Origin of the sequence: Winogradskyella ouciana, from assembly GCF_009709615.1 — a bacterium.
Lineage (GTDB): Bacteria > Bacteroidota > Bacteroidia > Flavobacteriales > Flavobacteriaceae > Winogradskyella > Winogradskyella ouciana.
The window spans coordinates 1-242 of record NZ_WJYA01000277.1; the positions used below are offsets into that span (position 1 = coordinate 1).

A 242-nucleotide genomic window follows, 5' to 3' on the forward strand; every position below is an offset into this window, starting at 1 on the left:
CCGAGGTCGACTTCGACGGGACGTCCGTGCCCGTCTTCGGCTCGGTCGCCGAGGCGATGGAGAAGACCGGCGCCGACGTGTCCGTCATCTTCGTGCCGCCGAAGTTCGCCAAGGCCGCCGTCGTCGAGGCGATCGACGCCGAGATCGGCCTGGCCGTCGTGATCACCGAGGGCATCGCGGTGCACGACTCCGCCGCCTTCTGGGCGTACGCGTCGAGCAAGGGCAACAAGACCCGCATCATC

General features: G+C 68.6%; 1 pseudogene. It reads left to right on the forward strand.

Going from position 1 to position 242, the window contains the following annotated elements:
* Positions 1–242: pseudogene (locus tag F1003_RS19155) on the forward strand (hypothetical protein); the annotation flags it as partial.